This is a genomic window from Chryseobacterium jejuense, assembly GCF_900100075.1.
GTDB classification, from domain to species: Bacteria; Bacteroidota; Bacteroidia; order Flavobacteriales; family Weeksellaceae; genus Chryseobacterium; species Chryseobacterium jejuense.
This window is the reverse complement of sequence record NZ_FNEG01000001.1, coordinates 303,650-329,567: the sequence shown is the minus strand read 5'-3', so window position 1 is coordinate 329,567 and position 25,918 is coordinate 303,650. Positions and strand designations below refer to the sequence as shown.

Below are 25,918 nucleotides of genomic sequence, written 5' to 3'. Positions count from 1 at the left end.
TTTGTGTTTACATTTATTTAATTAAATTTGTTAGTCATTTCTAACATTTATGAATTTCAATTTAAAAAGCGCTTGGCGAAAAGATAAAACATCACACTCTTTATCAGAAGTTTATTCTTCTATTAAAGTTCCAAAAAATGCCAGTTTTTGGAGAAAATACCTTGCCTTTGCAGGACCTGGGCTTATGATTGCTGTTGGCTATATGGATCCGGGAAACTGGGCTACTGATATTGCCGGAGGAGCCCAATTTGGGTATACCCTGCTTTCCGTAATCCTTATCTCCAATATTTTTGCGGTAGTTTTACAGCATTTATCTGTTAAGCTGGGAGTAGTCGCTGAAAGAGATTTGGCGCAAGCCTGTAGAGACCACTTCAGTCCTACTACCAATTTCATTCTCTGGGTATTCTGTGAAATAGCCATTGCCGCCTGCGATCTCGCCGAAGTCATTGGTTCAGCCATAGCTTTGAACCTATTATTTCATATTCCTCTCACTTGGGGAATTGTAATTACGACTGTAGACGTATTGGTTATTCTTCTCCTTCAGGCAAAAGGATTTCGATGGATTGAAAGTATTGTTGGTGGACTTATTTTCATCATTCTGGCCTGCTTTGCCTATGAAATTGTTATTTCAAAACCTGCTTTTAATGAAATTCTTGGTGGATTGGTTCCACAAAAAGAAATCATTCAAAACCCGGCTATGCTTTATATAGCCATTGGAATTTTAGGAGCTACCGTGATGCCACACAACTTGTACCTTCACAGCAGCATCGTACAGACAAGAGATTATACCCGTGATACGGAAGGTAAGAAAGAGGCCATCAAATTTGCTACCTTAGACAGTACCGTATCCTTGATGCTGGCATTTTTTATCAATGCTGCTATTTTAATCCTTGCTGCCGCCACTTTTCATACTACAGGAAATCAGCATGTAGCTGACATTCATGATGCTTATCAGATGTTAACTCCTATTTTAGGAGCTTCAATGGCAAGTATTGCATTTGCAATCGCATTATTGGCTTCCGGGCAAAACTCAACCCTTACAGGAACTTTAGCCGGTCAGATCGTGATGGAAGGTTTTTTAAATATCAGATTAAAACCATGGCTACGAAGACTTATCACAAGACTAATTGCCGTTATTCCTGCATTAATTGTTGCCATCCTTTACGGAGAACAAGGAACAACAGAATTATTGGTTTTAAGCCAGGTTATTTTATCTATGCAATTAAGTTTCGCCGTAGTTCCGTTAGTGATGTTTACCAACGACAAAGCTAAAATGGGAGAATTTGTGAATAAACCTTTCTTGAAGGTTTGTGTATGGATTATTTCCATTATTATCATTGTTTTAAATGTGTATCTGTTGTATCAGACATTTATGGGAGAGCAGTAATTGATAAGAGGTTCGAGAGTTTGAGGGTGATTGAGTTTGATGAGTTACAGGCATGTTTTGACTATTCTCCGGAATACTCATCATGAATAATAAGTAATGATGTTATTACGTCTGTCGTTTTAGATCTGTTCAGTATAATCACTATTATTTTTCTGCCTTAATGTCCTGTTTTTTCCTTTGGCAGAGTCTTTGTCAAACAATTGAGTAAATAAATATTGAATTATGGAAAATCAGGATATTAACGAAGAAAGCATCAATAATCAGGAAGATAACACAATTCAGAATGAGGCTACGTCTCAGGACAATGTGACAACTACTCCTTCTGCTGAGGAACTTTTGGCAGAAGAAAAAGACCGTTACATCAGATTATATGCTGAATTCGAAAACTATAAAAAAAGAACTTCTAAGGAGAAAATGGAATTCTTCCAATATGCGAATCAGGATATGATGGTTTCTATGTTGGGCGTTTTAGATGATTTTGAAAGAGCATTAAAAGAAATCGCTAAAAACGGAAATCCAACTGATCTTCAAGGGGTTGAACTTATCTATCAGAAATTCAAAAATAAACTTACTGAAAAAGGATTAAAAGCGATGGAAGTGAAAGCTGGTGACAGTTTCAATGTAGATTTCCATGAGGCTATTACCCAAATTCCTGCTCCATCTGAGGACCTGAAGGGGAAAATCGTAGATGTTATTGAAACAGGGTATACTTTGAGTGACAAGGTAATCCGTTTTGCAAAAGTAGTAACAGGAAACTAAAATTCATAAATGATAAATGATGAGTGATAATTGATGAATGTTTCACTTATTAGCTTTACAATATCTTTTATCATTTATCAACAATCAATTATTAAATTGTCATGTCAAAAAGAGATTATTACGAGGTTCTTGAGATCAGCAAATCTGCATCTGCCGACGAAATAAAGAAAGCATACCGTAAAATGGCTATCAAATTCCACCCGGATAAAAATCCAGGGGATAAGGAGGCTGAAGAAAAATTTAAAGAAGCTGCTGAGGCTTACGAAGTATTAAGCGACGATCAGAAACGTGCCAGATATGACCAATTCGGTCACGCCGGAATGGGTGGAAATGGAGGTTTCGGAGGCGGAGGCTTCGGAGGCGGAATGAACATGGAAGATATTTTCAGCCAGTTTGGAGATATTTTCGGTGGTGGTTTCGGAGGATTTGGCGGTGGCGGCGGTGGTCGCCAGCAGGTGAAAGGTTCTAATTTAAGAATCAGAATCAAGCTGAACCTTGAGGAAATGGTAAACGGAACTCACAAGACCATTAAAGTTAAAAAAATGAAGATGGCAGAAGGTGCCACTTCAAAAACCTGTCCTACCTGTAACGGTTCCGGTGTTCAGCTTAAAGTGATGAACACTATGTTTGGTCAAATGCAGACTCAGACTACTTGTAGTACTTGTCAGGGAATTGGAAAAGTTGCTGATAAAATTCCTGCCGGAGCAAATGCTCAGGGTCTTGTAAAAGATGAGGAAGAAATCACCATTAATATTCCTGCAGGAGCAAGAGACGGAATTCAGCTTAATGTAAGAGGAAAAGGAAATGATGCTCCGTTTGGTGGTACTCCGGGTGATCTATTAGTGATCATCGAAGAGGAAGTAGATCAAACCATCAAGAGAGAAGGTGACAACCTTCACCAGGAATTGTATGTTTCATTTGCTGAAGCTGCGTTAGGAACGAAAAAAGAAATTCCTACAGTAGGTGGAAAAGTGAAAATCACTGTTGACCCAGGAACTCAATCCGGAAAAATCTTAAGATTAGCAGGAAAAGGTCTTCCAAGCATTGACAGCTATGGTAAAGGAGACATGTTTATTCATATCAATGTTTGGACACCACAAAAGCTTACTAAGGAGCAGAAAGACTTCTTTGAAAAGCAGATGTCCAGCGGAGAAATGGTTGCGGAACCATCCGGAAAGGAAAAAACTTTTTTTGATAAAGTAAAAGATTTATTCAATTAATATAAAAGAGGCCTAGGCCTCTTTTTTTGTTTAAAACGTATGGATATTCTGCACTGTACTTCTGAATTCAAAATTGATTTCTGCCCTTTCAACCGTTTAGATTCTTTCAGAATGACAAAGAGTGTGCTTAAAAAAACAGCGTAATCTGTTCAATCAGCTTGAGTAAAAAAATCAATTAACAAGCAATACTTTATTCTTCATAATTAAAGAACCCCATAAGTGTTTTTGTCATTCCGACGAAGGAGGAATCTCAACACAGCAAAATAAAATGTAAAGCAAAATTCCTATAGAATGACAAATAGTTTGTTATGATTATTTAAAGATTTCTATTTGAATGAAACTCATAAAAAAATCCTGCATCAAAATGATACAGGATTCTTTTATTATATTTTGCTTCAATTATTTTTTTGTAGCTAAGGAATAGATTGCTTTTCCTATGGTGAAAACAAGAACCGCAGCCAATCCTCCTACCATTCCGAAAGTAAATTCTTTTAAAATATCCGGCCATGTTGGTAGCAATTCATGCAGATAATGAATGTTGTGGGCGAAAATTCCTCCTGAAACTAAGATCAGGGCAATGGTTCCTACAACACCTAAAATCTTGATGATTATGGGTAATGCTTTCACCAAAAGATGCCCAAGTTTTGAAAAGAATCCTTTATCGTGGCTTTTTTTGATTAATTTAAAACCTGCATCATCCATTCTTACAATAAGAGCAACAATTCCGTAAACCCCTACCGTTGCAATGAATGAAACAAAAGTAACTGTAAGAATTTGCGTAAGAAGTGGGTGTTCCTGTTGGATTACCGTTCCCAAAGCAATAATTACAATTTCAATGGAAAGAATAAAGTCTGTTCTGATCGCTGAATTGATTTTAGCTTTTTCAGAAACCTCAGAATCTTCATCTTCTTTGCTCTCCTCCACTACCTCATGTCCTTTTTTGGAACGGTGAAACAGGAATTCAATGATTTTTTCTACCCCTTCAAAAGCAAGGTATAAACCTCCCAGAATAAGGATCATCTCAATCGCAGGCTTATAGAGCCAATTGAGCAGAAACGCAATAGGAAGAATAATCAGTTTATTGATAAATGATCCTTTGGTGATAGCCCATAGAACCGGAATTTCTCTGGAAGAAAGAAAGCCAGTGGCTTTTTCTGCATTTACAGCCAGGTCATCTCCCAAAATACCTGCTGTTTTCTGTGTAGCTATTTTACTGGTAACTGCTACATCATCCATCAATGCTGCAATATCATCTAAAATTGCAAAAAAGCCTGATGCCATATTTTAATTTTTTTTTAATCTTTGTTAAGTTCAGCAAAAATAAATATTTAATTCCATTTTTTAATTCATAATACGACAATAATTTTAAGAATGATGAGAATGATAAAACACTCCCCCGCCTTCAATATTTTATATCTTTGTTTAAAACCTATAGAATGGATGAAAACTGGGAAACCCAATTACAGAGTATCTGGCAGAAGCTTGGGACAATAACCAACGAAGTATTTATTCAACAGATTAAAGATCATGTCCTCCTACTTTCAGATTCACAAGGCATTGCTGAGTTTGAAGTGGCATGTGCTTTTGACTCCACCGGACATGAAGAGGAAGCTGAGCCTTTATACAGAACAGCATTAGACCTGGGATTATCCGGTTTAAGAAGGAGAAGAGCAAGAATTCAGCTAGCAAGTACATTAAGGAATAACGGAAAAATAGAAGAAAGCATTGATATTTTAAGAGAAGAAAAAGAAAACTACTCGGATGAACTGAATGATGCCGTGGATTCTTTTCTAGCGCTGTCTCTTTCTTCAGCAGGAGAATACAGAGAAGCACTATCATTAGCCTTAAAAGCAATCTCCAAACATTTACCCAGATACAATAATTCTCTGAATCGATATGCTGAAAACCTATAATCTCTTAAATCATGACCAAAATAAATACTAATTTTGAGCAAAGCCTCACTTCATATTTTCCGAATATCGATCCGGATGATCTAAAAACAATTGTTTCTTTTTTTAAACCGGAAATTCTCAAAAAGAATGATTTTTTTCTGAAATCGGGGAAGAAAAGCACAAAACTAAGTTTTATCAAATCAGGACTTTTAAGGATCTTTTGCGACACTGAAAAGAAAGAAATTACACAATGGATTTCAACGCAGGGGTATTTTGTGGCAGATCTCTCTAGTTTTATGTCTGATATTCCTGCCAGATGGGATATCCAAGCTCTTACAGACACTGAACTATATACCATCAATAGGGATGATTATGAAAAACTACAAAACAGGATTACCCGATGGCATATCTTAGAAAAAGCCTTTATTATTCATTGTTTCACTACTATGGAGACAAGGATTCATAATCATTTATCAATGACTGCCGAAGAAAGATATGTCTACTTTTTTAATGAAAACCCTCAATTATTCAACCAGGTTCCATTGCAGTATATTGCATCAATGCTTGGTATGACTTCTGAGACCTTCAGTAGAATCAGAAATAAAATAGCCACAGGAAATTCTTGATTTTTGTCAAGTAGATTTCTATTCTTCTCCCCGAACTTTGCTCATGTAAAATCATGTATCATGTCAAAGAAAATCGAAACAGAAATAATCATTCATGCTACTCCTGAAAAAATATGGAAAATATTATCAAACTTTGATAATTACCCAACCTGGAATCCTTTTATTACTGAGATTCAAGGATCTGTAGAAGAAGGCAACCAAATACAGGTCACCATCAAGCCCAAAGAAGGAAAAGGGATGGTCTTCAAGCCTGTAGTCTTATCGAAAAAAGAGAATAAAGAACTGAAATGGTTAGGAAAATTATTATTTAAAGGGATATTTGATGGTGAACACCACTTTGAATTGATTGACAATAAAAATGGGACCACTCAATTTATCCAATCAGAGCAATTTTCAGGTCTCCTTGTTCCGTTTTTTAATTTTGACAATACAGCAATCGGCTTCAATCTCATGAATCAGAAATTAAAAGAATTAGCTGAAAAAAGCTGAGCGGAAAACGTTTGAAACTGTATATAAGCCACTATATTTTTCTTACATTTGATACATGAAAAAGCTCATTCTCAGGTATCATTTTTTCGTTATGGGGTGCATCAGTTTCCTTTTGCAGTCTTGTAACACGAAATTCAGAGTTTGGGTGGGCCCCGATGGTCAGCAGAAAATCTACAACTTAAAATACGGGGAGCATAAAAGACAAAAAATGGATGTTTTTCTTCCCAAAGATTATCCAGAAAATGCTCCTGTGGTTCTTATTGTACATGGCGGAGCCTGGACGCTGGGAAAAAAGGAACACATGATCCAGATCCAGAAAATGCTTTTCAAAAATAAGATCCCAAGCATCAATATGAATTATCGATTGGTTTCTCAAAAGAAAAAAATCACTTATAAACAACAGCTTGAGGATATTGGCTCTGTGATTAAAAAATTTAATTCTTTAGCCGAAAAGGCAGAACTACAACCTGACAATTATGTTATTCTTGGTGAAAGTGCTGGTGGGCACCTGGCTTTACTTTATGGCTACCAACATCCGGATCAGGTTAAAAAGATCATTTCTTTAAGTGGTCCTACCGATTTTTACAGCCCTGAATATCTGAATTCTTTTTATTCTAAATATACTTCTCCTACGATTCAAAAGGTAGTGGGAACTCAATTTGATCGTAAAAATCTTTCAGAAGCTTTTAAAGAAGCCAGTCCTATTGCTAATATCACCCATGTCCCTACTCTATTATTCCAGGGAAACCATGATTTTTTAGTCAACCAACATCAGGGAATTGCCATGGATTCAGCATTAACCAGGATGAATATTCCTCACAAATTTGTTTTTATGGAGAAAACAGGTCATGCACCAAGATTCTTCAGTAAAAGGAAAAGAGACAGCATTATCTATCCCAACATTCTTGATTGGATTAGGAAATAACCTATTCATGCTTCTAAAAACTAAATTAGCCACGAGAATGCACAAATCTTTTTATTCGGCATTTGTAGCTAATAAAAAAGGCTATCTCGAATTGAGACAGCCTTATATTTTTAGTGAATTTGAATTCTATTCAAAATCTTTGTTTTCGTATTTAGAAAAGTCTTCTTTCTTTCCGAACATGAATTTGATAATCACCGGAAGTGTTGTTACCAATACAATGACAATGATAATATATTCTAGCTTTTCTTTTAGATTTATATTAAACTGTTCCATGAAAAGCTTATCAAGATAGTGTCCTGCAAAGATCAAAATAAATGACCATAGTACTGCACCAATGACATTATCTCTTAGGAATTCTTTCTTATCCATCTTCACAATCCCTGCAACAATTGGAGTAAAAGTTCTCACCACGGGTAAGAATCTTGCCATAATGATTGCCAGAGCACCATGTTTTTCAAAGAAATCATGAGCCTGATAAAGATATTTCTTCTTAAAAAGCATTGAATCCGGTCTTTTGTATAGAGCAGGTCCTGCTTTTCTTCCGAAATAATATCCTACTTCATTTCCTATAATGGCAGCAAGCGCTACCCCTGAGGCAAGGATCGTTGTATCTAAGAAATCACTTCCTGTAGATCCAAACGTCTCTTTGATGATTTCAACGGCATAAATCCCTGAAACGAACAATAGTGAATCTCCGGGTAGGAAAAAACCTACAAAAAGACCTGTTTCAGCAAACACAATAAATAAAATAAGCCAAAACCCTCCCATTTTAATATAAAACTCCGGGTTTAATAAATCCTTCCAGCTATTGAAATCTTCCATATATATCGATGAACAACAAAAGTAAGTCTAAAATGTCTGAAACAAAAATTAATTATAAGATTTTAACTAAAATTTCACATGATATTTATAAGTCGAGATCATCGTCGGAAACAGCGGTACCATCGGCCATCAGGAATGCTTTAAGGAAAGGTGTAAGATTTCCGTTCATTACCGCGTCCACATCCGAAGTTTCATGGCCTGAGCGTACATCTTTCACCAATTTATAAGGATGCATGACGTAGTTTCTGATCTGACTTCCCCACTCGATCTTCATTTTGTTGGCTTCAATCTCATTTCTGGCTTTCATACGTTCTTCCAATTCCATTTCATATAATCTGGAACGTAAGAGCTGCATTGCTTTTTCTTTGTTCTGAAGCTGTGAACGGGACTCTGAGTTTTCAATGATAATTCCGGTAGGTGCGTGACGAAGACGTACGGCTGTTTCTACTTTGTTTACGTTCTGACCTCCGGCTCCGGAAGACCTCATCGTTTCAAAGGATATATCAGCAGGGTTAATATTAATTTCAATCGTATCGTCTACTAAAGGATAAACATATACAGAAACAAAGCTGGTATGACGTTTAGCATTCGAATCGAAAGGTGAGATTCTTACCAATCTGTGAACTCCGTTTTCACCTCTTAAATATCCGAAAGCAAATTCACCTTCTATTTCAAGGGTAACAGTTTTCACCCCGGCTACATCTCCTTCCTGGAAATTCAGTTCACGAATCTTATAGCCTTGTTTTTCTGCCCACATGGTGTACATTCTCATCAACATGGATGCCCAGTCACAACTTTCTGTTCCTCCGGCACCGGCAGTGATCTGAAGAACCGCAGACAACTCATCACCTTCATTGGAAAGCATATTCTTGAATTCAAGGTCTTCTATTTTTTCTACCAGCTGCGGGAATGTTTCATCCAGTTCTTTTTCGGAATCGGGATCTTCTTTAGCAAAGTCAACCAATACCTGCAAATCTTCAAACTGAGTATGAATTTCATCATAGCCTTCCACCCATTTTTTCTTGGAACGAAGCTGCTTCAGGAAAGCTTCTGCAGTCTTAGGATTATCCCAAAACTCAGGAGCCGCGGTCTTTTCATCATCATTGGCTATTTCGATCTTCTTTTTTTCAATCTGTAAATATCTGTGTAAGTCTTCAATTCTGGATTGAACTTCTTTTATCTGGTCGTTGTTTATCACGATTCTTTCTTTTCTGCAAAAATAAGGGATTTCTTTTAGAGTGGAAAGCTAAGAGTGCAATGTTCAGAGTTCGTCATCTAAAACTTAAGGTTTGAAGTTTAAAATCCCCAATAAAGCAAGTCTCATCTTTTAATCTTCCTTAGAACCTTTTTCTCTATCTCACGTTTCTCATCTCTTCGTCTATTATCTCATTGTCTATTCTCTCTCTATTTCTGCTGCAAAATACTTTTTAAAATCATCTTTTGATTGATTGCTTTCTATTTTAAAGCCAATCATTGTTAAAGCATACACAAACGCCAGCATAAATAGCGGAAGAAGAATGTCTATTATATCTCTTACTTTAACTAACATAACCAATAAAAAAAGGATTGCCAACAAACACCAACCTATCAAAAAAATGAGTACATACCACTTCAGCCTCATTTTAACCTCAATTTGTGCCCCTTTGTTATTTTTCTGAATGATTCCACTTATATCAGGAGCAAAAGAATTCCTGTTTTTTATAATTCTACTGATTTCAAAACCACTCTCATATACATATCCTTCATATTCCTTGTCAGATCTTTTTTTAAAACCAAATTTTTCAGGTTCAACAAAACCGGAAAGTCTTGTGAACACTTCCTCTTCAGACAAATTGGTACTATAAATAATATGTTCAAAAGGTAAATATTTCATTGTATTTAAATCATAGTGGTTATTATCTCACCAACTTTAGGCGCCAATGCCACTCCCATTCCGGAAAGTCGTACAGCACAAAGCTGTCTTTCTGAGAGTCTTTTTATGATTGGTGTTTTTGCATCTCCCATCGCCATAATTCCTGACCAGCGTAGTGCAATCTTAAATTCCTGATTCGGTACAATAACTTCCTGCAGGAAATTTTCCAAGTGGCTTTGCAGGAATTCTGTGGTTTCAAAAGCTGTAGTTTCTTCCGTTTTAAAATCCTGATTTCTTCCGCCACCTAACAATACACAGTTTCCGAGGTTTCTAAAATAATAAAATCCTTCATCATAATGGAAAGTCCCTTTTAATTTTAAATTTTCTATAGGTTCCGTAAGGAGAATCTGCCCTCTGGCAGGAATTATATTTTCATTTTTCAGGAACGTAGAACTGAATGCATTAGTACAATGAATTAATTGATCTGCTTTTACAGAAAGATCCTCTGGAAGATAGATATTCACCTCATCAGAAGTTTCCTCTATATTTTTCACTTCAGTTCCCAACAAGAACTCTACCTTCAATTCATAACATTTTTCCAAAAGTTTCTGTAACAGTTTTCCGGAATGCAGGCTTCCTTCACATGGATTTTCAATCAGGAACTGGGATTTACCCAACCCGAATTCTTTTATTTTGTTCTGTTGTAGAGAATAGGTTTCTTCAAGTCCGGTTACAGACTTAAGTTTTTCATTTACTTCATGTAAGTTCTGCAAAGGTTCATTATTATTCAGGATCTCATAACCTCCGCTGAGTTCAAAGTCTATTTCATCGCTTTTAAAATACTGTCTGATCTTCTGAAGTCCTTCAAACCTCATTCTAACAAGATCCAATGTCTTTTCCCAACCCATTTTCCGGGAATCAGCAATGATTTCTGTAAGGCTTCCGAAGCAGGCAAAACCGGCATTCCGTGTGGAAGCCCCTAATGGAACAGCATTTCTTTCAATAATCAATACAGATTTCTCAGGAAATGTCTCCTTAATGGAAATAGCTGTCCAGAGTCCGGAAAATCCGGCTCCAATAATGATAATATCTCTTTTACGGTAAAAAGTTTCCTGTTCCCAGATGCTGATCATGAGTAATGAGTAATTGATGATAATGGAAAATGTAAGACGAAAAGAAAATAGACGGATAGATGAGAGACAAAGGGTTGAAAAAGGAAATTATTGGATGATTACAGTTTTAACTCCTGCTATTCCAACATTTCATTATTCGTACCCGAATCTCGTATCCTGCTTACTCTTCTTTCTCCCCGTTATGGTGAAAGCCGATTGCCCGTCTAGGCTCCTCAACTACTTTATAGGTTTCAAGTTCATTTTTTAAAGCCTGAATTCTAAAACGGAATTCGTCAAAATTATTGATGATAGCATCTGCTAAAAATCGGGCTACCTGATCGAGATATTCCTCAGTAAGCTTTGCAGCAGCATCTCTTAACGCTCCATTGATAAGTTTTTGATCTATTTTAAGCTTTTCGTTTCGGGTTCTTTGGTAAAGGTTTTTGATTCGTTTCTTTAAGCTCTGAGTAAAATCAATCAGCATGGTATTGCTGAAGGCTTTCATTCTTGAAGCAACGTCATGCCAGAAAGGGACTTTATCTGCTTTATTATTTTTAAGAATTTTATACAATAGAGAATCTTCTTCCAGTCCTCTAGTCATTGCATATAAGATAATTTCAGAACGCTCAGAAGCATTAGGTGGAAATATAGGAATCATGACATCAAATCTTCCCGGAGCTAAAATTTCTTCATCAATTTCGGATACAGAATTGGCTGAACCAACCATCAGTACTCCTTCTTTCTCAAACTTTCCGATATAATGGAGAATAAGCTCCTGCGCTTCCAGATTACAGGATGCAATATCGTTGTCTGCTTTCCTTTGCATCATAATTTCATCAAAATCATCAAGAAAAAGCAGCATTTTATTTTCTTTCATCATGGTTAAAAGAAAGTCACTGAAATTAATCTGATTGCCATCAATTAATGATGTTCCCAGATAGTGTTTTTTCACTTCTTTGAACTGATAGCCTATGATTTCAGCAATTTTATTAGCCCAGAAAATCTTCCCACTTCCCGGAGGACCATACAAAATAATCCCGGCTGGTTTATTGATTCCCCAGTCTTTAATCTGTTGAGGATTTAAAAATGGTTCAAGAACCGCTGATGTATAAAAAAACAGGTCTCTATAGCCTATAAAATCTCTTTGCTGGAGGCTGGTTTTATGCCCAAAATAGTCGTATACGAACTTATAATTCCCTCCAATTTTGTTATCGATTCCATAACTGGAAATGGAAGATTTGAAAAAGCCATTATCAAAAATATTAAGATCATTGTCTTTAATTGCTTTTTCTACTTTATCCTTTGGTTGATTGATGACCTCAGCAATCTGCTCCAAGGTTTTGTTCTTATCCAAATCCTTTTCGTATAACCTTAAAAAATCTACATTTTCACGGGCAAATTTTTCAAAATCCTCTTTTACTTCAAAATTAGTACTGATGCAGTCTACCAATTCAAGATCAAAATCCTGTATAAACTGTTTTATCGCTTCTGCAGAAACATTCAGTTCTTCTGCGAGTTCAATTAGCTTCATAATTCCCTATTAGTTCTATCAAATTTAATATTTTAATCTTGAAAATCTATGAATTCATTTTCATTTAATATCATTTTAACTTGATTTTTATGAATACGCTTATGTTTTGGTTTAATTGTGTTAAAAAAGGAAATTCAGGGCTATATAATTTTTCACTTCCCTATTATTTTATAATTTTATCAAAAACTAAGCGAATGAAAAGAATATATTATGCTCCAGGATTAATCAGTGCATTAGTGATCCCTGTTTTGCTGTGGCATTTTGGAAACAGAAAAATTGAAGAAATAACCACTTCAGTGATTGACATTGGAATTCCTGCCAAATCAACGAAAGGCAAAAGCAATGATAATAATCCTCTTGAACCTGTAAGAAATTTTGATCTAAAAAAAATAGAGGTTCCGACTGGTAAAGCAAAAGAAAATTCAGCCTTATATGTTTCAGAAGTAAGAGCATTACAAAAAAGAAATGAGAGACATACCGGCATTGAGTTTATTCTAGGGAAAGAAAACACCTATGGAGATTTTGTTTCTCTTCTTAATGATATGGCTATTTCGAAACATGAGGAATATGTTTTGGATATGGAGAAAACAGGAAATCTTCTTGTGCCTGTAACTTATCTGGATCCATACCCGTTGGCAGAACCTTGCTTGCTTTGTAATGATGTTGTGCAAGGAATAGACCACGGTTCATTGATAGATGATTTTCCTGAACCTAATATTTTTGATAAGACTCAATACTTTCTGACTCTTCTCACCAAGGAAGCTTATTTTCTGATATTGGGATTTCTTATCCTATCTTACCTTTCAATCCTAAGTTTTAAAGAACGATTTAAGCTATATACATCTAACTAAAATAAAAGGCTGCCCAATGGCAGCCTCTCTTTCAATTTACTTTTTATCTAACAACGGAAGGTATTTTCCGTATCCTTTTGTTTCCATATCCGCTTTTGGAATAAACTTCAGGGAAGCACTGTTGATGCAGTAACGAAGTCCGCCTTTATCTTCAGGGCCATCCGTAAATAAGTGTCCTAAATGAGCATCTCCTGTTTTACTTCTTACTTCTACCCTTGTCATTCCGTGGGTACGGTCCAGTTTTTCATCAATCAGACCTTTGGTGATTGGTTTTGAAAAGCTTGGCCATCCACAACCTGATTCAAATTTATCTGTTGAGACAAACAAAGGTTCTCCTGTGGTGATGTCTACATAAATTCCCTCACGGGTTTCATTCCAGTATTCATTTTGAAAAGCTCTTTCAGTACCGTTTTCCTGCGTTACATTATATTGTTCTGCTGTTAGTTTCTGCTTTAAAACTTTTTTATCTTGTTTTTGATACGAGGTTGCTTTAGGAAGTGGGTTAGCTTTTTTAGCCATTTCAAAAAGGCCTGGTTCAATATGACAGTATCCGCCTGGATTTTTATCTAAATAATCCTGATGATAATCTTCTGCTTTGTAGAAATTTTTCAAAGCAATTGTTTCTACTACAACCGGTTTGCTATATCCTTTTGCCAGCTTCTGAACTTCATCTTTTACAAGAGCTTCATCTGTTTTATCTGTAAAATAAATTCCCGTTCTATATTGATCACCTCTGTCATTTCCCTGTTGATTAAGGCTTGTAGGATCAATCGTTTTAAAATACAGATCAATCAATAATTTCAAATCCACTTGTTCAGGATCATATTTCACTTTCACGGTTTCTGCAAACCCTGTTGTGTGGCTTACTACTTCTTCATAGGTAGGATTCTGAGTTTTCCCGTTAGCATAGCCTACTTCTGTTCCTACTACTCCACGAATCTGTTGAAAAAAATGCTCTGTTCCCCAAAAACATCCGCCTGCAAAATAAATTTCCCTTACGTTTCTATTATCCATAATTTCCTGTTTTTCTTTTTTCAAGTTTGTTTCAACCGGCTTATTCTTTTTAAAAAGCCCACTCTCTGCAGCAAAAACTGCGATACCCAGGATAATTCCGAGTACAATTAATATATTTTTCATATTTAGCTTTTTATTCATTATTTCTTGTTTTGTAAAATCATGAATCCAAATCCTAAAAGCATCAGATCTTTTAAAATAAAGAAGTCTGTTACAGGTACACCATCTACCACTTTCCACATTCCCGGAGTGGTAAACAGATAGCTTAATGTCACCAGAAAAGTAACAACCATTCCAATTCCTGCATATCTTTTTAACAATGCAAATTTCGCACTAAATATCAGGAGTAAAGCAATGATAATTTCTATCGCTCCGATAAGATTTGACACTGCCTGAACACTCATTACTTTATATACGAAAAAGGTTAAGAAATGGTTTTCTACCAGAGGTTTTATTGCCGCTGCTTCCGTTGGTGTAAATTTGAAAATCCCAATCCAAAGCAAGATGAGTGCTGCTCCGAAAAGAGAAATATAATACCCTAGAGTATACGTTGATTGATTCTTTCTTGTTGTTTGTCCTGTTCCTATCATTTTTTTAGATTTTGAATGAATACTTTTATTTGTTTTCAAAAGTATAGTCGGAACAGTTTCAAAATCCTGACAAAATTCTTCTTAAAAATTTAATTTATCAATTATTCTATTTTTAAAGTCCTGAATTTCAGACTCATTAATTTCAGTGTTTTTTTCTGTAATAGTCTTCTTAAAGATCTTATCCAGCATTGCTAATTTCTCATTGTACATCCTGCAAAATTTACAGATCATCAGGTGCATATTGAGTTTTCTATTTTCTTTGGCTGAAATAGATTGGGCATTACGTTTCTCCATCAGCAAAGTAGCTTCACTGCATGGCAAAAATAATATATGTAGGATTTTTCTTATCATCTCTATACTTTTGAAAACCAGTTAAACTCCAGACATTCTCTAAGCTGCATCCGGCTTCTTTGAAGGATCTTCCAGAGGTTAGTCGTAGAAACATTCAATTCCTGACTTACATCGGGTGCTTTTTTTTCTTCGATGTAGTACATTTTTAGTAGAATTTTCCATCTGGCAGGGAGTTCTTCAATACATTCTTCGAGGGTCTTATTAAAATCAGAATTATCTAAAAGTTCAGATTCTCTTGAAACATTCCAGTCATTTAAAACATCGCTATTCTTCCATGATCCTGTTTCATCAAAAAAATGATCCAATCTTACATTCGGCTCTGATTTATATTTTTGCCGGTAAAAATCAGCAACTTTTCTATGAAGTATAGCCATCAGCCATGTGAGCGGCTGACTTTTCCCTTCAAAAGAATCATAATTGGAAAAGGCTGCAATAAAAACATCCTGAACAACATCCTGAGCGTCCTCTTTATTCGAAAGCAGATACAATGCTTTCTTCAGAAGCGGTCCGGAATATTGTTCTATCCATATTTTCAGTATTTCATTTTTCATTATTTGGGTAAAGCGTATTTCATTTTTTAAATACAGATCATTTTAAACCATTATTTCATATAACCTGCTTTTTTAAAAAATGCATGATGCTCGTTTTTTGAATAATTGATATTAATAATTTCATTCAGTGCTTCTTTTTTATCTACCGCCTGCTCATAATAACTTTTACAAATAGCATACCCTACAAAATAAGCGAGATCGGCAGGTTTATCTTTGGTGGTACTTCCGTTGTACATCCATTTGTCTGTATCATATAAGTACATATCCTTTTTAAAATCATACCAAAGCTCTTTTTCATGCTGTCCGCCATATTCTATATAAGCAATATAGGGAAGTTTCCCCAATAGTTTTTCAGCAACAAAATCACACGAGCCTTCCATTAATGCCCAACCTAATAAATCAAGATTATGGTACTCTTCTTCATTATTCACACCATTCACATAGTCCTGTTGTACATGAACCAGTTCATGGGCAATGTTATATTCTGTAGACTGTTTCAGTTCAGTATCAGAAAAAGGAGTAAGTGCAGCAACTTCTGTTCCTATCAGAATAAATTCTCTGGTTGTTGTTCCTCCTCTATTAAAAGTTCCTATCACAAAGCCAATCTGAGGGCTGTGAAATGACGGATATATTTCCTTAAAAGATCTATATAACTTGTCTATCTCATAATTCTGTTGTACAATCTGTAATGTGGTAGAACGTACTTTATTCCAACGCTTTGGTATTCTCTGAATACTTTTGATATAATCTGAAGCACTCATCTTATCCATTGTAATCAGGGCTTTAAGTGCAGGACTGGCTTTTTGTAGGTATTCAGAATTGATTATTTCTATTTGTTTCACAGAATCCTTAGTCTGTTGTACCTTATCATAAGCATTCCAAAAGTTGGCCACATCACTATTTGTTACCCGTTTTTGGGAATGGACAAATAGTGTTAGAAATAAAAACAAAACACTATATTTCATTAGAAAATTCTTTCTTCCAAGATAAAGTATTTAAATCTACACTTCATTATTATGTCTGACATTTGATAAAACATCCTTGAAAATATCAAATATTGGATATTAAATCACCTAAAAATCTTAAATTTGCAACTTATCAAAATTTGATACTAAAAAAAGCAAAAGCAATACTATGACATCACAAGAGATACGTCAAAAATTTTTAGACTATTTTAAAAGTAAGGAGCACCTTATCGTTCCTTCAGCTCCTATTGTGCTGAAAGACGACCCTACCCTTATGTTTTCCAACTCAGGAATGACTCAGTTCAAGGATTTTTTCCTTGGCTACAAAACACCTACGGCCCCAAGAATTGCCGATACACAAAAGTGTTTAAGAGTTTCAGGAAAACACAATGATTTGGATGATGTAGGTAGAGATACTTACCACCACACCATGTTTGAAATGTTGGGGAACTGGTCTTTCGGGGATTACTTCAAAAAGGAGGCTATTGCTTTTGCCTGGGAATTATTGACTGAAGTATACGGAATTCCAAAGGAGAACTTATATGTAACGATTTTCGAAGGAGATACATCTGAAAACCTTAACAGAGATCAGGATGCTTATGATTTCTGGAAATCTCATATTGCAGAGGATAGAATCATCAACGGAAATAAGAAGGATAATTTCTGGGAAATGGGTGCAAGCGGACCTTGTGGACCTTGTTCAGAAATCCATATCGATTTAAGAACTCCAGAAGAAAAAGCTAAAGTTTCTGGTTTGGAATTAGTGAACAACGATCATCCTCAAGTGGTGGAAGTTTGGAATCTCGTTTTCATGGAATTTAACAGAAAAGCAGATGGTTCTCTGGAAAAATTACCTGCTCAACATGTAGATACAGGAATGGGCTTTGAGCGTCTTTGTATGGCGCTTCAAGGAAAATCTTCCAACTACGACACTGATGTTTTCACTCCGCTAATTGCGAAGGTTGAAGAACTTTCAGGAAAAAAATATACCGGAATTTTAGAAGATGAAAAAGATATTGCAATTCGTGTAGTTGTTGATCACATCAGAGCTGTCTCTTTTGCGATTGCAGACGGACAATTGCCTTCAAACGGAGGAGCTGGTTACGTTATCAGAAGAATTTTGAGAAGAGGAATTTCTTATTCTTACCGATTCTTAGATATGAAAGAACCTTTCCTTTACAAATTAGTTGCTGTTCTTCAGGAACAAATGGGAACATTCTTCCCTGAGCTTGAAAAGCAAGGAACTTTGGTAACAGAAGTCATCAAAAGTGAAGAAGATTCATTCTTAAAAACAATTGAAACAGGACTAGTAAGAGTTCGAAACCTTATTACACATACAATGCTTGAAGGTAATAAAGTCTTACCAAGTGAGGAGGTTTTTGAATTGTATGATACGTATGGTTTCCCTGATGACTTAACAAGAATTATTGCTGAGGAAAAAGGATTAACCATTGACGAAGCAGGTTTCAAAGCTGAAATGGAAAAGCAAAAGCTTCGTTCAAAAGCGGATTCTGCTCAGAAAGTATACGATTGGGTTACTTTAGAAGAAAGAGACGAAAATTTTGTTGGATACGACCAGATTGAATCTGAAACCTATATTACAAGATACAGAAAGGTAGAAAATAAAGACGGAGAATTTTACCAAGTGGTATTAAGCAACTCTCCATTCTACCCTGAAGGTGGTGGACAGGTTGGAGATAAAGGTGTTCTTGAAAATGCTACTGAAAGCTTCGAAGTACTGGAAACTAAAAAGGAAAATGGTCTTATCATTTCTCTAATTAACGGTCTTCCAAAAGATGCTGGAGCTGTTTTCTATGCTAAAGTAGATGCAACCGACAGAAAGAACTCTCAGGCTAACCACTCTGTAACTCACCTTTTACATGAGGCTTTAAGAGATGTTCTGGGAACCCACGTAGAACAAAAAGGTTCTTACGTAGGTCCTGATTATCTGCGTTTCGACTTCTCTCACTTCAATAAAATGACTGAAGAAGAAATTGCTTTAATTGAAGAAAAAGTAAACCACAAGATCAAAGAAAGCATTGCATTACAGGAATTCAGAAGCATTCCGATTAAGGAAGCTTTAGAGAAAGGAGCAATGGCTTTATTTGGTGAAAAATATGGTGACAATGTGAGAATGATCCAGTTCGGAAGTTCTAAGGAACTTTGCGGAGGGACTCACGTTAAAAACACCAGCGAGATTGGTCTATTCAAAATCACTTCTGAAGGATCTGCAGCAGCAGGTATCAGAAGGATTGAGGCTATTTCAGGAGACAAATCTGAGGAATATTTCAAGAATCTTGAACAACAGATTATTGAGCTTTCTCAATTGCTGAAGTCTAAAGATGTTGTAAGATCTATCGAGAAATTAATCGAGGAAAATGCTTCATTAAAGGCTGAAGTGGATGCTTTTAAGAAGGAAAAAGCGAAAGGAGAAATTGGTGACTGGAAGAATGCTTACGAACAGAAAGGCAACAAACAGTTATTAGTGAAAAAGACTTCTTTAGACGCTGGTTCTGTTAAAGATATTGTATTCCAGTTGAAGAGAGAGATCCCTACTTCGGTAACGATTATTCTTTCTGATGCGGATGGTAAGCCAATGATTACCGTAGGAGTTTCTGATGATCTGGCAGCAGAATATCAGGCAGGAGCTATTGTAAAAGATCTTGCTAAAGAAATCCAAGGTGGTGGTGGTGGAAATCCTGGTTTTGCTACTGCTGGTGGTAAAAACCTTGAAGGATTGGAAAACGCTTATCAAAAAGCACTGAATATTTAAAAAATATTTCAACATATTGAAAACTCCTGAACAGCATCTGTTCGGGAGTTTTTTTATTTATAACCGTTCTAATTATTGACTATTCCTTAACAAATCCTCAGCTAATCTTAAAGTATTTGTTTTCTCCCCGTAAACTCTAATTAACACTAAGCCTTTAGTTTTGTCATAATTGAAATTAAAAAAATAAATATGAAAATTAACAAAACTATTGGAGCATTAATCTTTGCTACTCTTATTTTTCAGAGTTGCAAAAATGACGACAATGGAAGTGATAACTCTTCTGCCAATGAAAAAATCAAAATAGAAAATTTTTCTAAAGAACCAGCCTTTGTATATGGGATGAAAGATTTTGAAAACTTAAATATTACTACACTTATTTCCAGTTCAGATGTTCTTCCTGGTTCTCCTGATTTTGTTTTCGGAGGACAGCCGGACGGAATGGGAATTATGAAAGATCCTAAATCTGACGGGTATCTTATGATTACCAACCATGAGATCAAACAATCTGTATCAAGAGTATATTTGGATAAGACGTTCAGACCTGTAAAAGGAGAATATATATTAAATGGAACAGGTGGAATGACAAGATTATGTTCTGCTACCTTGGCTACCCCTGAAATTCATGGTTTCAGTGCATTCCTTACTGCAGGAGAATCTGGTGAAGAAAGTATGGTTCACGCTTTAGATCCGTTGGCGCCAGCATCTCAGGCGTCTGATAAAACCAGAGTAAAACCGGCTTTAGGAAAAGCTTCTATGGAAAACGCAGTTCCACTTCCTAAAGACGTCTCTAATGGTAAATCATATATTTTAATTGGGGAAGACCAGTCTTATTCTTCTTCTCACCAGTCTGCAGGCCAGCTGATCATGTATGTAGGAGACACTCAAGGTGACCTGAACAATGGTAAATTATATGCTCTGAAAAGAACAAATAACAACTATACTGAAACGGACATGACGAAAGGCAGTACCTACGATGTAGAGTTTGTTGAAATACCTAACGCTAAAAACCTTACTGGTGCTCAAATCAATCAGAAAAATATTGATAATAGTGCCATCCGTTTTTCAAGAGTTGAAGATGTTGACTACAGAAAAGGAGCCGGAAAAGGAAGAGAGATCTACTTTACAGCAACCGGAGAATCTTCTGACGGAGTCAATCCAAAACCAGGATTAACGATGTGGGGAAGAGTGTACAAACTTGTTCTTAACTCCGGGAATATGCTGACAGGAAAATTAGAAGTAGTTGCAGAAGGAGATTCTAATCCGGGCAATAACCTGATTAATCCTGATAATTTATGTGTAACGGAAAACTATGTTTACATCCAGGAAGACGGAGATTCTTATTATAAGGCTGCTAACCACGATTCTCATATCTGGCAGCTTAATATTGCTACAAAACAATATAAGCCATGGCTGAATATGAAACACAACAGAGGTAATGATGCATGGAATAAAGCGTATAACCAATCCGGAGACCTTCAGAAATATGGTTCATGGGAATATGGAGCAATGGTTGATATTTCCGATATCATCGGAGTTCCTAATACATTTGCCATTAACATCCACTCTCACACATGGCAGTTGGATAAATTCCAAAATCCCGACGGTTCCGGGATCAACTTCAACAAAGAAGGTGGTCAAATTGTAATTATCAGAAACGTAGAAAAATAGTTTTAATTACTTTATATCAATCAAAGTATCAACAGGAATTTTCTGTTGATACTTTTTCATACTTATGAAGAAACTTTCAAAATATCCGATCCTTCTTCTTTTATATTCCGCAGCAGCACTTCTTGTCCTTTCATACTGTAAAGGAAAAAAGCAACAGCCGGTATCTGAAGACCTGGGTTCTGTAAAAAGCAGGATCATCACCATCAACACTGATTTTGAAAAACAGATCAATGAACTGAAAACCCTTGTTTCTAAGGATTCTGACGAAAAACTTCTTCAGGAGAAGTTTGAAAATATCAGAAAAACTTACAAAAAAATGGAATGGGCTATAGAATACTTCCTTCCCCACTCTGCCCGATTCATTAACGGACCGGCACTTCCTGAAATAGAAATGGACGAACATACAGAAATAGAACCTGAAGGGCTGCAGGTATTGGAAGAAATGCTTTATCCTTATCATAAAGAAAATAAAGAGGAGGTGAACAGAATGCTGAGCAAACTCATCAATAAAAGCAACACTATAAAAACCAATTTTCAGGTAATTACCGTCAGTAAAGATCAGGTTTTTGATGCTTTGAGGCAGGAAGCCTTCAGAATCTCCAGTTTGGGTATTTCAGGCTTTGATACTCCTATTTCCGGAGTGTTTTTAAAAGAAATGCCTTCTGCCCTGGAAGGTATCAAAGAAACACTGGAACACATATCAACCAACAGATCCAAAGATAAAGCTCTGAAAAGGATTACAACAGAAATTAACAAGGCAATCGAAGTCCTGAAAAAAAATACGGACAAGAACACATTTGATTATGTAAGCTTTATACCGGATCATCTTAATAAGATCACTGCTATGATGCTTGATTTTAAAAATCAGGAAAACATACCAGACGTAGAAGTAACAACGGCCTTAAACAAAAATGCGGCTACATTTTTCTCTAAAAACGCTTTCAATCCTAATGCCTTCATCCCTGGAAAAGAATATGCTTTTTCTGAGGAAAAGGCTGCTCTTGGGCATAGGCTTTTTAATGACAATATTTTATCAAATAATAACAATCGCAGCTGTGCAACCTGTCACATTCCTGAAAAAGCTTTTACTGACGGACTTGCCAGATCTATATCACTTGAAAATTCAGAACTTGCTAGGAATGCTCCTTCTCTCAACTATGCCGGTTATCAGCATGGTCAGTTTTGGGATATGAGGAAAGATGATCTGGAAGGCCAAAGCTCGGATGTAATCTCCAATAAAGAAGAAATGCATGGTGATCTGAATGTTATTCTTGCCAAAATTAATCAGGATAAAAATTACCAGACTGCTTTTAAAAAGATTTATCATTCACAAAAAACAGAGGTATGGCAGCTTCAGAATGTTTTAGCCAGCTATATCCGTTCCCTGGCAAAATTCAATTCTGATTTTGATGAGTATATGCGGGGAAATAAATCAGCAATGACGGAAAACCAAAAACGAGGATTTAACCTATTTGTAGGAAAGGCTCAATGTGCCATATGTCATTTTATTCCGTTATTCAATGGTACTGTTCCCCCTACTTTCAAAAAAACGGAGCAGGAAGTATTAGGGATCGCTGTAAATGGAGACAATAAAACAATTGATAACGACCTGGGAAGAGGAAAATTTCATGAAACAGTAGCTTCATTACAGCATTCATTTAAAACTCCTACTCTCAGAAATAGTAATAAAACAGCTCCTTATATGCATAACGGCGGGTATAAAACATTGAAAGAGGTTATGAATTTTTATAACAAAGGAGGCGGAAAAGGGTTCGGATTTACAATAGAAAATCAAACGCTTTCTGATGCTCCGCTTCAGCTAACCGAGCGTGAAACAGATGATATTATTGAATTTATGAAGGCTTTAGATGATCACTAAATTATCCAAGATCTAAAAAAGACACAAAACTCCTGAATAGATAGAATTCAGGAGTTTTTTTATTGGAAAAATTCAAAAACTATAAAAAGAGGGTCTATGTTCAAAATTTAAACTGATATTTTAGGGTATTTCCATATCTATCTTAGATTAAATCAATGTTATACTGTGTTAAAAACTTTTCTACCACAATAAATATTATTAATTTTGACATAGTTTTTTTACATGAAAAGGGGTTTACAGTTATTATTTTTCCTAATATGCTTTTTGGGGTATTCACAGCTTAAAATTAAAGTTGTTGACGGCTCCAACCAAAAGCCTGTCTCTAATGCCAAGGTTTTCTGTGGCAGTACCATACTTGGCTATACCAATGCGCAAGGAGTTCTGGAGTTTAAAACAGCATGCAAAAACATTGAAGTGGAAGCAGAGTTGTATCAAAATGGAACAACACCTGTAGAAAGCAGTATGGAAATTTCACTGAGTAAAAAATCTTCAAAAACAACCAATATTGAGACGGTAGTGATTGAAGATAAAAGTGATCCAAGGGCTTTGGAAATCCTAAAAAAAGTAAACAAGCTATTTAATGAAAACTCTCCTAAAAGCTTAGGCTCTTACGCTTATAAATCTTACGAAAAAATCTCTTTGGATATTGATCAGGACAGCCTTACTCAATTCAATCAGTATTTTAATGATTTAAATTTCTTCAAGAAAAAGCGAGAAAAAGACTCCCTGAATAACATCAGTGCAAGAAAGATATTTGCAAAAAGTAAACTCTTCCTTTGGGAAAGAGCACAGGAGTTTTTGTATTCCAAAAAGTATGGCGAAAAGATCAACATCCTTGATAACAGAATTTCGGGTCTGAAGCAGCCGGTTTATGAAATGATTGCGCTTCAGCAAAGTAACAGAGATATTGTTCCGGAACAGGTAAAACCAGAAAACAGAGGCCTTTACCGATATTTTCTTTCCGATACCATAGAACTTGACGGAAGAAAAAATTTTGTAATCCGCTTCCGTGAAGTCAATTATAAAAATCCTGATAAAAAAAGAAAATACACAGGAGCTATCTATATTGATACTGAAACTTACGGAATTAAAAAAATTGAAAATTTCAGTAAAAGTAAAAACGATGGAATCATTACCAGTACCTGGATTTTTTACAACAATAAATGGTTCCTTGCCCATGAAACTACCAAGCTTAAAATGGGGAAAATGGCGATGGATGATAAGGAACATACTAACAAAAAGGATAAGAAAAGCTTTGGAACCTACGCCTTTCTTACGTCAAAATATTTTGATTTCGCCTCTCCTATTGAAGAAAAGCCTAAGGATTTCAAAGGGTATACTTTTGATGTAAAAAGTATTGACGGACATTCACTAGATCGCTACAGAACAGAACCACTTACCGAAAGGGAACAAAATACATACAAGACTATTGACAGTCTTGGTAAAAAATATAAAATTGACAGCAAAGCACAGATCATTTCCGGGCTGCTTAACGGGCAGATCAGAGTGGGTGTTGTAGATTTTGCGGTGGATGAAATTGCCAACTATAACTCCTACGAAGGATTCAGACTGGGATTAAAGGCGAAAATCAATGAAAATTTCAATCCTTATTTCTCTCCTGATTATTATTTTGCTTATGGAGTAAAAGACAGAAGATGGAAATACGGAATGGGGATTGATATCAAAACAACTTTGGATAAAAACTCATTCTTCAGATTTGATTTTTATGATGATGTAACGGCTTCAGGAGAATTTTACAGAAGACTTTGGAATTTCAAAATGAGAATGATGAACTTCGGAAATAACCTAAACAATGATAAATATTTCCACTTCAAAGGAGCTTCATTATCTTATCTGAATGATGTCACCAATGGCCTTACTCTTGCTCTTGCCGTAAGAAGAAATATTGAAGAAGCGCAGTTTGATTACCAGTTTAGGGATGGTGGATCGTCTTTTAAGAATTTTAATACCTTATTTACATTAAAGTATTCTCCGAATTCTACCAATATTATGACTCCACAGGGTAAATCTCTGATCGATCAGAAATATCCGGAGTTATATTTCAACTATGAACAGAGCTACAAAATGGCGGGTGGAAGTTTCAATTATTCCCGTTTTGATGCTCTTTTTGTACATAATTTTAAAACTCCAATAGGAACAACTGGTTTTAGATTGTATGGTGGAGTTGTTTTAGGAGAAGCTCCAATCTGGAAGAATTTTACCATGAACGGACTTGCCTCTCCGGGTAAAGATTTTAATTTTAACCTTACATCATTCCTTGGTTTTGCTACTTTGGAAGGTGGAAAATATTACAACGATAAATTTGTTGCCTATTATTTCACCCATAAATTACCGCTGTACTTTAAAAGTTTCGGACACAATGTTTCCAGCTTTGATTTTGTACTGCGCGGAACCATTGGAGATATGAAACATCCGGAATACCACCAGTTCAAGTTTAAAAAACTGGATCACCTGTATCAGGAAGTGGGCTTGGAATGGAACAACTTCCTTTCCAGCTATTTCAACCTGGGGTTATTCTATAGAGTGGGTTATTATGCAACTCCACAATTCAAGCAGAATTTCGCCATTCAGTTTAAGTTAAAATTCTTAGAATTTTAATAGCTTACCATTCCTCAAAACGTACATTATACCTATAAGAAT

23 protein-coding genes are annotated in these 25,918 nt (G+C 35.8%); 12 read left to right on the top strand and 11 right to left on the bottom strand.

Annotation, left to right across the window (positions count from 1 at the left end; translation table 11 throughout):
* Positions 1–49: 49 nt before the first annotated feature.
* From BLS98_RS01505 to dnaJ, 3 genes are all read left to right on the top strand, one after another.
* Complete coding sequence (locus tag BLS98_RS01505; protein ID WP_089732906.1) at positions 50–1,387, top strand: Nramp family divalent metal transporter; 1,338 nt, start codon at positions 50–52, stop codon at positions 1,385–1,387.
* Between the two features lie 222 nt (positions 1,388–1,609).
* A complete protein-coding gene (locus BLS98_RS01500; protein WP_089732904.1) occupies positions 1,610–2,146 on the top strand; it encodes a nucleotide exchange factor GrpE in 537 nt (178 codons plus the stop codon).
* Positions 2,147–2,247: 101 nt separating this feature from the next.
* Positions 2,248–3,366 (top strand): molecular chaperone DnaJ, encoded by a 1,119-nt coding sequence (gene dnaJ, locus BLS98_RS01495; protein ID WP_089732902.1) that lies wholly within the window; start codon positions 2,248–2,250, stop codon positions 3,364–3,366.
* 399 nt (positions 3,367–3,765) lie between these two features.
* Here the strand turns inward: dnaJ and BLS98_RS01490 are convergent, their stop codons facing one another.
* Positions 3,766–4,647 (bottom strand): DUF808 family protein, encoded by an 882-nt coding sequence (locus tag BLS98_RS01490; protein WP_089732901.1) that lies wholly within the window; start codon positions 4,645–4,647, stop codon positions 3,766–3,768.
* Positions 4,648–4,802: 155 nt separating this feature from the next.
* Between BLS98_RS01490 and BLS98_RS01485 the strand changes: the two genes are divergently transcribed.
* From BLS98_RS01485 to BLS98_RS01470, 4 genes are read left to right on the top strand one after another with little or no spacing between them, the layout of a single operon-like run.
* Positions 4,803–5,279, top strand: coding sequence for a tetratricopeptide repeat protein (locus tag BLS98_RS01485; RefSeq protein ID WP_089732898.1), 477 nt, complete (start codon positions 4,803–4,805; stop codon positions 5,277–5,279).
* A gap of 11 nt (positions 5,280–5,290) precedes the next feature.
* Positions 5,291–5,884, top strand: a complete 594-nt coding sequence (locus BLS98_RS01480; protein ID WP_089732895.1) for a Crp/Fnr family transcriptional regulator — start codon at positions 5,291–5,293, stop codon at positions 5,882–5,884.
* A gap of 60 nt (positions 5,885–5,944) precedes the next feature.
* A complete protein-coding gene (locus BLS98_RS01475; RefSeq protein WP_089732892.1) occupies positions 5,945–6,373 on the top strand; it encodes an SRPBCC domain-containing protein in 429 nt (142 codons plus the stop codon).
* 55 nt (positions 6,374–6,428) lie between these two features.
* Positions 6,429–7,298: an alpha/beta hydrolase gene (locus BLS98_RS01470; RefSeq protein ID WP_089732890.1), complete on the top strand. Its 870-nt coding sequence runs from the start codon at positions 6,429–6,431 to the stop codon at positions 7,296–7,298.
* Between the two features lie 126 nt (positions 7,299–7,424).
* On the opposite strand, the gene BLS98_RS01465 is transcribed toward BLS98_RS01470, so the two are convergent.
* From BLS98_RS01465 to BLS98_RS01445, 5 genes are all read right to left on the bottom strand, one after another.
* Complete coding sequence (locus tag BLS98_RS01465) at positions 7,425–8,120, bottom strand: DedA family protein (protein WP_089732888.1); 696 nt, start codon at positions 8,118–8,120, stop codon at positions 7,425–7,427.
* Between the two features lie 85 nt (positions 8,121–8,205).
* Positions 8,206–9,318 carry a peptide chain release factor 2 gene (gene prfB / locus BLS98_RS01460; protein WP_089732886.1) on the bottom strand — a complete coding sequence of 371 codons (1,113 nt, stop codon included), beginning with the start codon at positions 9,316–9,318 and terminating at the stop codon, positions 8,206–8,208.
* A gap of 195 nt (positions 9,319–9,513) precedes the next feature.
* Positions 9,514–9,993 carry a hypothetical protein gene (locus tag BLS98_RS01455; RefSeq protein WP_089732884.1) on the bottom strand — a complete coding sequence of 160 codons (480 nt, stop codon included), beginning with the start codon at positions 9,991–9,993 and terminating at the stop codon, positions 9,514–9,516.
* Positions 9,994–9,998: 5 nt separating this feature from the next.
* Positions 9,999–11,105 (bottom strand): NAD(P)/FAD-dependent oxidoreductase, encoded by a 1,107-nt coding sequence (locus BLS98_RS01450; protein WP_089732882.1) that lies wholly within the window; start codon positions 11,103–11,105, stop codon positions 9,999–10,001.
* A 160-nt stretch (positions 11,106–11,265) separates the two neighbouring features.
* Entirely contained in the window at positions 11,266–12,615 is a 1,350-nt protein-coding gene (locus tag BLS98_RS01445; protein WP_089732880.1) for an AAA family ATPase, read from the bottom strand.
* Positions 12,616–12,809: 194 nt separating this feature from the next.
* Here BLS98_RS01445 and BLS98_RS01440 point away from each other — a divergent pair, with 194 nt between their 5' ends.
* Positions 12,810–13,466, top strand: coding sequence for a hypothetical protein (locus tag BLS98_RS01440; protein ID WP_089732878.1), 657 nt, complete (start codon positions 12,810–12,812; stop codon positions 13,464–13,466).
* A 36-nt stretch (positions 13,467–13,502) separates the two neighbouring features.
* On the opposite strand, the gene msrB is transcribed toward BLS98_RS01440, so the two are convergent.
* From msrB to BLS98_RS01415, 5 genes are all read right to left on the bottom strand, one after another.
* Positions 13,503–14,603: a peptide-methionine (R)-S-oxide reductase MsrB gene (gene msrB / locus BLS98_RS01435; protein WP_089734386.1), complete on the bottom strand. Its 1,101-nt coding sequence runs from the start codon at positions 14,601–14,603 to the stop codon at positions 13,503–13,505.
* A 17-nt stretch (positions 14,604–14,620) separates the two neighbouring features.
* On the bottom strand, positions 14,621–15,070 hold the full coding sequence (locus BLS98_RS01430; protein WP_089734384.1) for a DUF417 family protein: 450 nt from the start codon (positions 15,068–15,070) through the stop codon (positions 14,621–14,623).
* A gap of 81 nt (positions 15,071–15,151) precedes the next feature.
* Positions 15,152–15,421, bottom strand: a complete 270-nt coding sequence (locus BLS98_RS01425; RefSeq protein ID WP_089732876.1) for a hypothetical protein — start codon at positions 15,419–15,421, stop codon at positions 15,152–15,154.
* Between the two features lie 2 nt (positions 15,422–15,423).
* Positions 15,424–15,972, bottom strand: a complete 549-nt coding sequence (locus BLS98_RS01420; protein ID WP_089732875.1) for an RNA polymerase sigma factor — start codon at positions 15,970–15,972, stop codon at positions 15,424–15,426.
* Positions 15,973–16,022: 50 nt separating this feature from the next.
* Entirely contained in the window at positions 16,023–16,937 is a 915-nt protein-coding gene (locus BLS98_RS01415) for a gliding motility protein GldB-related protein (protein ID WP_089732873.1), read from the bottom strand.
* A gap of 169 nt (positions 16,938–17,106) precedes the next feature.
* Here BLS98_RS01415 and alaS point away from each other — a divergent pair, with 169 nt between their 5' ends.
* The 4 genes from alaS to BLS98_RS01395 all read left to right on the top strand — a co-directional run bounded on the left by alaS (position 17,107) and on the right by BLS98_RS01395 (position 25,876).
* The gene (gene alaS, locus BLS98_RS01410; RefSeq protein ID WP_089732871.1) at positions 17,107–19,710 is read left to right on the top strand and encodes an alanine--tRNA ligase; all 2,604 of its coding nucleotides are present in this window, start codon (positions 17,107–17,109) and stop codon (positions 19,708–19,710) included.
* A 189-nt stretch (positions 19,711–19,899) separates the two neighbouring features.
* Positions 19,900–21,378 carry an alkaline phosphatase PhoX gene (locus BLS98_RS01405; RefSeq protein ID WP_089732869.1) on the top strand — a complete coding sequence of 493 codons (1,479 nt, stop codon included), beginning with the start codon at positions 19,900–19,902 and terminating at the stop codon, positions 21,376–21,378.
* A gap of 64 nt (positions 21,379–21,442) precedes the next feature.
* A complete protein-coding gene (locus tag BLS98_RS01400) occupies positions 21,443–23,257 on the top strand; it encodes a cytochrome-c peroxidase (protein ID WP_089732867.1) in 1,815 nt (604 codons plus the stop codon).
* A gap of 264 nt (positions 23,258–23,521) precedes the next feature.
* Positions 23,522–25,876 carry a hypothetical protein gene (locus BLS98_RS01395; protein WP_228425430.1) on the top strand — a complete coding sequence of 785 codons (2,355 nt, stop codon included), beginning with the start codon at positions 23,522–23,524 and terminating at the stop codon, positions 25,874–25,876.
* Positions 25,877–25,918 lie beyond the last annotated feature (42 nt).

Excerpts from the sequence above, each read along its gene's own strand:
- BLS98_RS01505 (WP_089732906.1), top strand. The coding sequence starts at position 50 with ATGAATTTCAATTTAAAAAGCGCTTGGCGAAAAGATAAAACATCACAC.
- BLS98_RS01500 (WP_089732904.1), top strand. The coding sequence starts at position 1,610 with ATGGAAAATCAGGATATTAACGAAGAAAGCATCAATAATCAGGAAGAT.
- dnaJ (WP_089732902.1), top strand. The coding sequence starts at position 2,248 with ATGTCAAAAAGAGATTATTACGAGGTTCTTGAGATCAGCAAATCTGCA.
- BLS98_RS01490 (WP_089732901.1), bottom strand. The coding sequence starts at position 4,647 with ATGGCATCAGGCTTTTTTGCAATTTTAGATGATATTGCAGCATTGATG.
- BLS98_RS01485 (WP_089732898.1), top strand. The coding sequence starts at position 4,803 with ATGGATGAAAACTGGGAAACCCAATTACAGAGTATCTGGCAGAAGCTT.
- BLS98_RS01480 (WP_089732895.1), top strand. The coding sequence starts at position 5,291 with ATGACCAAAATAAATACTAATTTTGAGCAAAGCCTCACTTCATATTTT.
- BLS98_RS01475 (WP_089732892.1), top strand. The coding sequence starts at position 5,945 with ATGTCAAAGAAAATCGAAACAGAAATAATCATTCATGCTACTCCTGAA.
- BLS98_RS01470 (WP_089732890.1), top strand. The coding sequence starts at position 6,429 with ATGAAAAAGCTCATTCTCAGGTATCATTTTTTCGTTATGGGGTGCATC.
- BLS98_RS01465 (WP_089732888.1), bottom strand. The coding sequence starts at position 8,120 with ATGGAAGATTTCAATAGCTGGAAGGATTTATTAAACCCGGAGTTTTAT.
- BLS98_RS01455 (WP_089732884.1), bottom strand. The coding sequence starts at position 9,993 with ATGAAATATTTACCTTTTGAACATATTATTTATAGTACCAATTTGTCT.
- BLS98_RS01450 (WP_089732882.1), bottom strand. The coding sequence starts at position 11,105 with ATGATCAGCATCTGGGAACAGGAAACTTTTTACCGTAAAAGAGATATT.
- BLS98_RS01445 (WP_089732880.1), bottom strand. The coding sequence starts at position 12,615 with ATGAAGCTAATTGAACTCGCAGAAGAACTGAATGTTTCTGCAGAAGCG.
- BLS98_RS01440 (WP_089732878.1), top strand. The coding sequence starts at position 12,810 with ATGAAAAGAATATATTATGCTCCAGGATTAATCAGTGCATTAGTGATC.
- msrB (WP_089734386.1), bottom strand. The coding sequence starts at position 14,603 with ATGAAAAATATATTAATTGTACTCGGAATTATCCTGGGTATCGCAGTT.
- BLS98_RS01430 (WP_089734384.1), bottom strand. The coding sequence starts at position 15,070 with ATGATAGGAACAGGACAAACAACAAGAAAGAATCAATCAACGTATACT.
- BLS98_RS01425 (WP_089732876.1), bottom strand. The coding sequence starts at position 15,421 with ATGATAAGAAAAATCCTACATATATTATTTTTGCCATGCAGTGAAGCT.
- BLS98_RS01420 (WP_089732875.1), bottom strand. The coding sequence starts at position 15,972 with ATGAAAAATGAAATACTGAAAATATGGATAGAACAATATTCCGGACCG.
- BLS98_RS01415 (WP_089732873.1), bottom strand. The coding sequence starts at position 16,937 with ATGAAATATAGTGTTTTGTTTTTATTTCTAACACTATTTGTCCATTCC.
- alaS (WP_089732871.1), top strand. The coding sequence starts at position 17,107 with ATGACATCACAAGAGATACGTCAAAAATTTTTAGACTATTTTAAAAGT.
- BLS98_RS01405 (WP_089732869.1), top strand. The coding sequence starts at position 19,900 with ATGAAAATTAACAAAACTATTGGAGCATTAATCTTTGCTACTCTTATT.
- BLS98_RS01400 (WP_089732867.1), top strand. The coding sequence starts at position 21,443 with ATGAAGAAACTTTCAAAATATCCGATCCTTCTTCTTTTATATTCCGCA.